The organism is Vreelandella indica (genome assembly GCF_037070225.1).
Lineage (GTDB): Bacteria > Pseudomonadota > Gammaproteobacteria > Pseudomonadales > Halomonadaceae > Vreelandella > Vreelandella arctica.
Window position 1 is genome coordinate 1 of the sequence record NZ_JBANSO010000051.1, and the last position, 8,180, is coordinate 8,180.

Here is an 8,180-nt window from a genome sequence, read left to right on the forward strand (position 1 = left end):
GGAGGTCAGCGTCTGTTGTTCAGGTTCAGTGAGAGGGGCAACGAAGCGTTTTTCCATGGTTCTGTCCGTGTCAGAAATCCTGGCATGGATATTACACGAAAACTTTAGATCAGGTACTTAACGCCAGACGATAAAGACACCGCTCGATTATTCCTGGTGGGCAAAAAGCGCATGCCTAAGATTAGCCATGGCAAGCCATCGTCTACCGCACGAGAGTGGATGATGAACGACATGATAGGCAAGCCAACAATCATTGGCGAGGCGCTAGCGCCGCTCGAGTACGCTACCAAAACCCGTGGCGAGCAGGAACAGGGCGAAGCCATTCCCGTTGGAGAGGGGCGCTACGCTATCTTTGAGCGTCACAACAGTTCGCGTTTGGCTTATCGGCTCACCAACCCCACGAAACCCGGCAAAGCGCAGGCGGAACTGGGGATTCTTGCCGAGGCAAGTTATATCATCTCGGTGCGCAACCCATCTCTTGATGTCCCCGGCTTTCCAGACGCTAAACCGAACTACCCCAAGCGCTTAATAGAGAAATTCGCCGACAAACGCTGGCTGGATATTGACGATAGCAAGCTGCTCGACTACGAAAATGCTCAATTTCTGCTCATCGGAGCGCATGACAACCTCGCCGAAGAGCAAATTTCCATCACCGGCAAGGCGGCCCTATTCAAGACGTTAGGGCTGAAAAAGCGCGAGTGGCCCAATGAGGCGCTGGAAGGTGGCGAGCTCACCGAGCCGCACATGCGGCCAGAAGCCAAGGAACCCGAAGGCGATCGCAGCAAAGGCGGTGAGCGCGGTGGCAAGGCAGCCACTGATTCGGCATCGGCGGCTGGCATTACCAAGGCACTCAAGGGCATCGATTTACCGAGCAGCAAGGCGGACCTGATTAAACAGGCCAAAACCAACCATGCCACAGATGACGTTATTAACGTATTAAAGGAATTTCCCAGCCGAAAGTACTCAACGATGGCAGATATCCAAAAAGCGCTGGGGGAGATACGCTGATGGCACAGTTTACTTGTGAAATATGCGGGGCTGAATTCGAGCAAAAATCTCTTTACGAGCGGCATATGCTCACTTCTCATCCAAAACAGGCGGTCTCTGCGGCTGATATTGAAAAAGCGTTGAAAGGGATTGAATCCCCGAAAACACGCAGCGAACTCGTCGATGCACTGAGTGACGATGACCAAGAGGTGTGTGACATCGTGCGGCAATTACCTGACCAGGAGTATCGCGATGCTGCCGAGGTCGCGCGTGCCTTCGGAGAACTGCGTACTCATGATGACGTGCCCCACAACCAGCCAAGCAAGACTGGCGGCCAGCGTGCCATGCAAGCCCCATCCGCAGCTCGCTTTGCTAGCCTGTTCGATGGAATAAGCTTTCCAGCCACGCGTGAGCAGCTAATCAATCATGCCTATCGAAATGCGAGTAAGCAGGAAATACAACTGCTGAAGCAGTTTAGCGACCATCACTACCACAGCATGACTGACATTACCCACGAGTTGAAGCAGGTAAACTAAAGCGCCACTAAGTGGCGCATTGCTCCCCCTTCCCTTTTCAGGAAAATATCTAGCAAAAGCCGTCTAAAAAACTGTTTGCGGTCACCAGCTCCTAAATTAAGCTTGTATAAATCCTTTACTTATTTACTTCGTTTTCCGCCCCGTGAGCTTGTCTCTAAGCCTGTCAACCATGCCTACACCTGCCCCCACACTTTTGTGGAAGAGTTCTGAATGAGGAGCGCTGGGGTGCGGACGAGTCGGCGCCAGTGTTTTGGCCTGCTCTACTTTTTCACCTAGTTCAATGAGTTGGTCACTGGACATATGGGTGCGCATCTTAGGAAATTGCTGTGACTCCTCGTCGTCTGCATGGTGACTTAACAATCCTTCTAACTTTTCGAGCTGCGCCATGAAAACCGGATCGACGGCGTTACAATCTTCCAGCTGTTTCATTACTTGAACAATTTCATCGTGCTCTTGTTTGTCGTGCTCAACCTCTTCGGTTCCATTCGGTATGTATTTTTCTATTGCCGGATAAACGTACATTTCCTCGGCAACGGCATGGCGCATTACCTCAGCGATCAAGGTATCCGCCATATCTCTACGCCACTGTGGGTCATTTGAGCCTTTAATTTGGCCTGCCAGCGCCATCATTTCCTGATGATCTGTGGTTAGGATACCAACCACATCCTTGGCTGATCCGTTTGGATTGTGCTGAGTCATGAGATTCCCTCCTTATGATTCGTAACGCCTACATAGTAGACAGCTTCAACATAGTCGTGTGCATAGCAACCTATCAAGTCCTTGAGCAATGGCTGTTTTGAGCGTCAGCCCTTGTTGATAGTAAGCGTTCAATGCATGGCAAAAGGCTTTGGCACGTAGGGGTAAGCCTTCATCTTGGTAGCGCGCTGCCCGAACCATAACGCGCTGTTGGAAAGCGTCCCGGTCCACGTCCGTATCGCCCCCCAAATTGTCCACGCTGACATGGAAATGGCGGCCACACGCCTGGGCAAATAGGTACTCTAACGCTTGGGGAGCAACCTCTGCGCTCTCAAAAGCAGCTTGTTGCTCAGCATTACGCCCATCCGGCGAATACCAATAGCCGTAATCTTCTAATTGACGACGCTTTTCTCCCGCAATACACCAGTGGCTAATTTCGTGTAACGCACTGGCATAATAGCCCCGCGCAAAAATAACTTGATGGTACGGTGTTTCGCTATCAGCAGGCCGATAGAGGGGTTCATCGTCCCCCCGAATTAGGCGTGTTTGATAATGCTCTGCAAAAATGCCATCAAAGAGCGCGGTAATATCAGCCAGCGTCCATCGATCCTGCACGTGATTCAAATTGACCTCGTTTATCATTGCCGTTTGAGAAAGTATAACTGCCTCACAGAGGCAAACTAAATACAGGGCAGCAAGGCATAGGCTTCCCTGCTAACCTAGCGCTTTTTTATAGCTTAATTCGTCGATCAGGAGCCTTCTCATTGGGCGATTTCACTCAACAAGTTAAATCGGTGTATTGGCCAGAAACTCGCGCTCTGGTCTACTTGGCATTACCCATTTGCGGAGCTCAGCTGGCTCAAGCAGGGATGAGTGTTGTTGATGTCATGATGACAGGCCGACATGATGCAACGTCACTCGCTGCCGTCTCGGTAGGCTCCAGTCTCTGGATGCCATTGATGCTGTTTATGACGGGCACCCTGATGGGGCTCACACCAATTGTGGCACATTTGCTGGGTGGACAGCGCCAAACCGCTATTAGCCCAGCAGTGCACCAGGCGCTCTGGGTTGCCCTGCTGCTAGGTGTTGTCGCGGCCTTACTGCTCTGGTCGGCCGTCATGCCGATATTTGAATTAATGAATGTGCCCCCTGCCGTTGCCAGCCAGTCTGCCGCCTATCTGTCAGCTGTCGCCTTTGGTATGCCGGGGATCGCCCTTTTTCAGGCGCTTAGAGCGTTTTCCGATGGCATGAATCACACCCGCCCGGCGCTATGGATAAGCTTGGTCGGCTTAAGCGTGAATATTCCTGCCAACTACCTCTTGATCTACGGCGGCGATGGCTTGGTTGATTTATTTGGCGCCTGGGTTCCCACTAGCTTGCAACAGCTGCCTGCCTTAGGCGCTTTTGGCTGCGGCATTGCGACGGCGCTCTCCATGTGGACGATGGCACTCGCGATGGCCTACTACACGCGCAGGGGAAGCACTTATAAAAGCGTTGCGATTTGGCAAAAACTGACACCGCCCCAATGGCTAGGCATACGTGAATTAGTGGTGGTGGGCGTTCCCATTGGTGTGGCTATTTTTGTCGAAGTGACCCTGTTCACGCTCATTGCACTCTTTATTGCCAGCTTTGGTGAAGTCACGGTGGGGGCTCACCAAATAGCACTCAGCTTCACCTCCATTCTGTTTATGCTGCCCATGTCGCTGAGTATGGCGCTAACCGTACGGGTGGGTAACACGCTTGGTCAGCAGCGTTTAACCTTAGCCCGGCAGGTCGCCTGGAACGGCATTGTTATCAGTGTGATCGTCGCAATTATCAACAGCATCTTGCTGTGGTTTAGCGCAATTCCTGTCATTGCGCTTTATACCTCGAACAGTGAGATACAGTCGCTGGCACTTTCCATCATTGCCTTGGCCGTTATCTTCCAACTCTCTGACTCACTACAGGTCAATCTGGCAGGCGCTTTACGCGGCTATAAAGATACCCGCATCGTGATGGTGATAACGGTACTCTCCTACTGGATTGTAGGCTTGGGCGGCGGCCACTGGCTGGGTTCCCGTGGCGTGGGCAGCATGGTTGCTCCACTTGGGGTTCATGGCTATTGGATGGGTTTGATTGCGGGCTTGAGCACTGCGGCCCTGCTACTTGCCTGGCGTTTGCGGCGTATCAGCGTTAAGGGGTAAACATGGCTTGGCGGGGCAATCTTTTTATAACACTAACCCTAAGTGCCTTACTGGCTGGCTGTGGCGATCACCCTGCTGAGCAGCAGTGGCAGTCCTACCATCATCAGCTTGCGAATGACCTCGACCAGACAGGCATTGAGCGAGCTGACCCCATTAATATTGGCGATTTCCCTGAGCGCTCTGCTCGGCTTATTGATATCCCCGAAACAAGGGATAGCATGCTGAATATTTATGCACTACGCGAATGCCAAATTACTTCTCTTATAGCAGCACGTAACAATCAACTCGGCCGAGTAGCACCTCCTAGCCAGCAGTGGTTATATGAGCGAACACTATGGCAACGGCTAAGCACCTGCTGGAACAGCGATGTTCCCGAACAGTTAAGCGATGAAGACCGAACGCGCCTGCAACAGCTGACGGTCACTAAAACAGCTCAGTTACCCGCCGTCAGTTGGAACGCTATTTTTGATTCTAGCGAATGGGTGAAAAGCTTTTCGCGCGCAAGCCAGCCTTTAGCTAACGTCGATGAAAACACTATTGCAAGCCAGCTTGAAGCCATTGATTATCTTCAGCAAATGACGGATCATCAGTTTGACCTCAATTGGCAGCAAGACTCCTCGGCCCTCGAAAATCATTTAAAAACCCTACAAGAGCAGCCATTGACCGCCGAAGTGTTGCGCGCCCTGCTACTCGCCACTCAACGCTTAACCGAAGCGAATGCATTATTAGCTCAGCAGAAAGATGTCACACACTGCTTGAGGCGCTGGGAACCACAGTCGCTTGAACGCTTGGCAAACACTGCCCAACAGTGGCTAACAGCGATCAACCGCTTAATTGACGCGCAGCCGGTAGACAAGCCAATAGCGATTCAACGCTATCAGGCACGCTGGCTTTCGCTGGAAAACGCCCAAGCGCCCTGGGGCCAGTTTCAGCAAGCGTTCACCGAGCATCAAGCGCTACGAGCTCGCTTTCCAACTTGCTCAGATAATTAAAAAGCGTAGAACCCTTAACCTTATGAGCAACTTGTGCTATTGGTTGATAGGTAAGGTGGATAAGCAAGGATAATAATGAAGCAAGCCAAACTTGCTTCGCCAATGTCATGACCACGCAGCACAAGGAGGGACATAATGGGCGCATCCCTGTCACCCCGCTCTGCCCAGGTCATCGACCTGGAAACTGTGCGTCAGCGTCAGCAGGCGCAAAAGTGCCTAGTTCGTTTAGCTCCGGAGCTAGATGGGCTAGAGATGGTGTACCAACTCGCTGCGAGTCCCGACACTTACTACGGCATGCCTATTTTAGCCTGGGGGCTAAGAGAAGATGGTAGCGTCTTTGGCATGGTGCCGTGGATGGAAACGTTGGCGGCCTGCCATGATCTGAACAGCCAGGAGAATGGCTACTTCGTGGGTTACCGCGACCCTGAAACGGAAGAAATTTTCGATTCTCCACCGGACCATAAGTACCATGAGTTAGTCGCCGCAGCTGAATATTTTGATTATGAGGCTTCCGGAGAAGTCACTCTCATTCAGCAAATACCCGACACTCTGGGCACCCACGCGCTGTGCATGAATCACCCCAACACTCCCTGGCATATGAAGCCTGTTTACGGCTGGCGTCTCTACAGCGACGGTAGCCTTGACGCGCTCCTTGCCGACGAGAACAAAGCGGCGATGACACCGATTTTGTTAGGGGATAAGTGCCTTTACAGCGCTCACGCTCGCCATCAAACCGTTTACTTTTTCCAGCGCCATATCGCCAATCGTATATTGGAAGAAGATCCGGCAACGCTTGAGGCGCTAGCCATGATGGTCGTGGCAAGCGATTAGCCGAGTGCCTTAGTGCTGCCTTGTGAGCGAGGCCAACATCAATGATGTTGATTTGAGCCTCGCTTGGGTTCTAGTGCTATCTCTAAGGATTATGCTAAGCGAATAAAATAGAGGTAGTTATTCTCAGACGCGGTGTCCTGCTCAAGCAGTTCGTGCCCTAAAAACTGACAAAACTTGGGCACATCTCGTGTGGTGGCGGGATCGGTGGCAATCACTTTGAGCACTTGGCCTGATGTCATATCGCGCACTTTGTTATGCATTAGCATAATAGGCTCTGGGCAGTAAAGTCCTGAGGTATCCAATACCACGTCAAAGCTGGGTAACGTACCCGTATTATCAGCCATTAATATCCTCGATGTAGGAAACAGAAAGTATGATTAAAGTTATCATCGAACGGCGAATTATGCCCGGTCTTGAAGAAGAATTTGAGCAAGCAGCGCGGGAGGCAATGCGCGTTTCCCTAGGCGTAAGGGGCTTCATCGGTGGTGAAACACTGGTAGAACTTGGTCATACCGATCGTCGACTGATGATTACCAAATGGCGTGACCTCCGCGCTTGGAAGGAGTGGCACTCAAGCGAAGCGCGGGCAATGGCCATGCAGCGTATTTTACCGCTATTAACCGAAGATGAAACTATCCGGATTTACGAACCTGGCTATTAAGCCTGAGATTTCACTCGTATTAATCCCTAAGCCTTACATGCACCGTTACCTCTTCCCGATCATGATAGAGGTGACGGCATGATACGTTCGCATGCACGCCCGCTTTTTCCAGCGACTCTTCCAACGCCGTTAGACAACGTGTTACCTCATCCCAGCGCTTTTTCATGGGTAACTTGAGGTTGAAGATTGCCTCCTTGCACCATTTACGGATCAGCCAACGTTCCACCATGGCTAGCACTCGCACTGGTTTATCGACAATATCGCAGACCAGCCAGTCTAAGCGCTGTGGTGGCTCCCAGGTAAAACCATCCTCTTTGAGATGATCAATCTGGCCGGTCTTCATCAACTGCGATTCCATGGGGCCATTATCAATGGCATAAACGTACATGCCGCGCTGAACCAGTTGCCATGTCCAGCCACCTGGGGCGGCACCTAAATCAGCTGCTTGCATATGCGGTGCTAACCGCACATCCCACTCATCTCTAGGAATAAACTCATGCCATGCCTCTTCCAGCTTTAGCGTTGAGCGGCTGGGTGCACGGGAGGGAAAACGCAACCGACGAATACCATTAATCAAATCGCTACGATTGCCTGGGAAGCTCATCGCCAGCTGCACTTGATCACCGTCAGTCCAGAAAATATGTAAGCGTCGTGCACCCGCACTGCGCCTTAACGCGCCACGCTTTTTCAACATACTTTCCAGCGGCTTGGTAAGCGCCTTAATCAGCCCAGCCAGTGCTTTGCCATCGTTAGTATCCGGCGTTTCGTGCCAAATTTCCTCAAAGTTCCATCGACTAGCCTTTACCTGCTCCAAAATAGCGGTAAGGCGATCATCTCGTGAAAGAGTGAGAGCGGGCAACGCCGCTAAGCTTTGGCGTGCAAAAATTAGCTTTTTAAAGGCTGCTTGACGATGTAACTCATTCACCGGCTCGCCATCTAGACGCGTTAAGCTTACCCACCCCTCGCCGTAAGATGCCTCACAGGCTACGTCGTTTAATGCTGCATGATGCTGCATTTCAGCTAACGCATCATTTTCAAACCCTGGACGGCAGTAAACTAACCATGACGTAGGTACCGTTTCGCTCACCACTTCACCTCGATTCCGCCCATCACAAACGGTGAGGGCTGCCTAATTAATTGGGGCGCATCATAGCATTTATTCAGCTCTATTTATTTTCTTTCACGCACACAAAAAACCCAGCCGGGTGGCTGGGTTCTTCGTGGTATAGGTGCCTGACGATGACCTACTCTCGCATGGGGAGACCCCACACTACCATCGGCGCTAAGCGGTTTC

10 protein-coding genes are annotated in these 8,180 nt (G+C 51.6%); 6 read left to right on the forward strand and 4 right to left on the reverse strand.

Features of this window, described 5'->3' with window-relative positions; genetic code table 11:
- Positions 1–171: 171 nt before the first annotated feature.
- Together V8L71_RS19990 and V8L71_RS19995 are read left to right on the forward strand one after the other, a co-directional pair.
- A complete protein-coding gene (locus V8L71_RS19990; protein WP_336275248.1) occupies positions 172–1,008 on the forward strand; it encodes a DUF2795 domain-containing protein in 837 nt (278 codons plus the stop codon).
- The gene (locus V8L71_RS19995) at positions 1,008–1,523 is read left to right on the forward strand and encodes a DUF2795 domain-containing protein (RefSeq protein ID WP_336275249.1); all 516 of its coding nucleotides are present in this window, start codon (positions 1,008–1,010) and stop codon (positions 1,521–1,523) included. The genes V8L71_RS19990 and V8L71_RS19995 overlap by 1 nt, the downstream gene beginning before the upstream one ends.
- Before the next feature lie 123 nt (positions 1,524–1,646).
- Here V8L71_RS19995 and V8L71_RS20000 read toward each other — a convergent pair whose 3' ends face one another.
- Both V8L71_RS20000 and V8L71_RS20005 read right to left on the reverse strand, forming a co-directional pair.
- Positions 1,647–2,222: a hemerythrin domain-containing protein gene (locus V8L71_RS20000; RefSeq protein WP_336275250.1), complete on the reverse strand. Its 576-nt coding sequence runs from the start codon at positions 2,220–2,222 to the stop codon at positions 1,647–1,649.
- A gap of 45 nt (positions 2,223–2,267) precedes the next feature.
- Positions 2,268–2,861 carry an elongation factor P hydroxylase gene (locus V8L71_RS20005; RefSeq protein WP_431313202.1) on the reverse strand — a complete coding sequence of 198 codons (594 nt, stop codon included), beginning with the start codon at positions 2,859–2,861 and terminating at the stop codon, positions 2,268–2,270.
- A 122-nt stretch (positions 2,862–2,983) separates the two neighbouring features.
- Between V8L71_RS20005 and V8L71_RS20010 the strand changes: the two genes are divergently transcribed.
- The 3 genes from V8L71_RS20010 (at position 2,984) to V8L71_RS20020 (ending at position 6,225) form a co-directional block, all read left to right on the forward strand.
- The gene (locus V8L71_RS20010) at positions 2,984–4,402 is read left to right on the forward strand and encodes an MATE family efflux transporter (protein WP_336275252.1); all 1,419 of its coding nucleotides are present in this window, start codon (positions 2,984–2,986) and stop codon (positions 4,400–4,402) included.
- Between the two features lie 2 nt (positions 4,403–4,404).
- On the forward strand, positions 4,405–5,394 hold the full coding sequence (locus tag V8L71_RS20015; protein ID WP_336275253.1) for a DUF3080 family protein: 990 nt from the start codon (positions 4,405–4,407) through the stop codon (positions 5,392–5,394).
- 135 nt (positions 5,395–5,529) lie between these two features.
- Entirely contained in the window at positions 5,530–6,225 is a 696-nt protein-coding gene (locus V8L71_RS20020; RefSeq protein WP_176304582.1) for a hypothetical protein, read from the forward strand.
- A gap of 89 nt (positions 6,226–6,314) precedes the next feature.
- Here V8L71_RS20020 and tusA read toward each other — a convergent pair whose 3' ends face one another.
- Positions 6,315–6,569, reverse strand: coding sequence for a sulfurtransferase TusA (tusA, locus tag V8L71_RS20025; protein WP_336275254.1), 255 nt, complete (start codon positions 6,567–6,569; stop codon positions 6,315–6,317).
- A 29-nt stretch (positions 6,570–6,598) separates the two neighbouring features.
- On the opposite strand from tusA, the gene V8L71_RS20030 reads away from it, so the two are divergent.
- On the forward strand, positions 6,599–6,886 hold the full coding sequence (locus V8L71_RS20030; RefSeq protein WP_101145289.1) for an antibiotic biosynthesis monooxygenase family protein: 288 nt from the start codon (positions 6,599–6,601) through the stop codon (positions 6,884–6,886).
- Between the two features lie 19 nt (positions 6,887–6,905).
- Here V8L71_RS20030 and rlmM read toward each other — a convergent pair whose 3' ends face one another.
- Positions 6,906–7,976 carry a 23S rRNA (cytidine(2498)-2'-O)-methyltransferase RlmM gene (gene rlmM, locus V8L71_RS20035; protein WP_336275255.1) on the reverse strand — a complete coding sequence of 357 codons (1,071 nt, stop codon included), beginning with the start codon at positions 7,974–7,976 and terminating at the stop codon, positions 6,906–6,908.
- Positions 7,977–8,180: the final 204 nt, after the last annotated feature.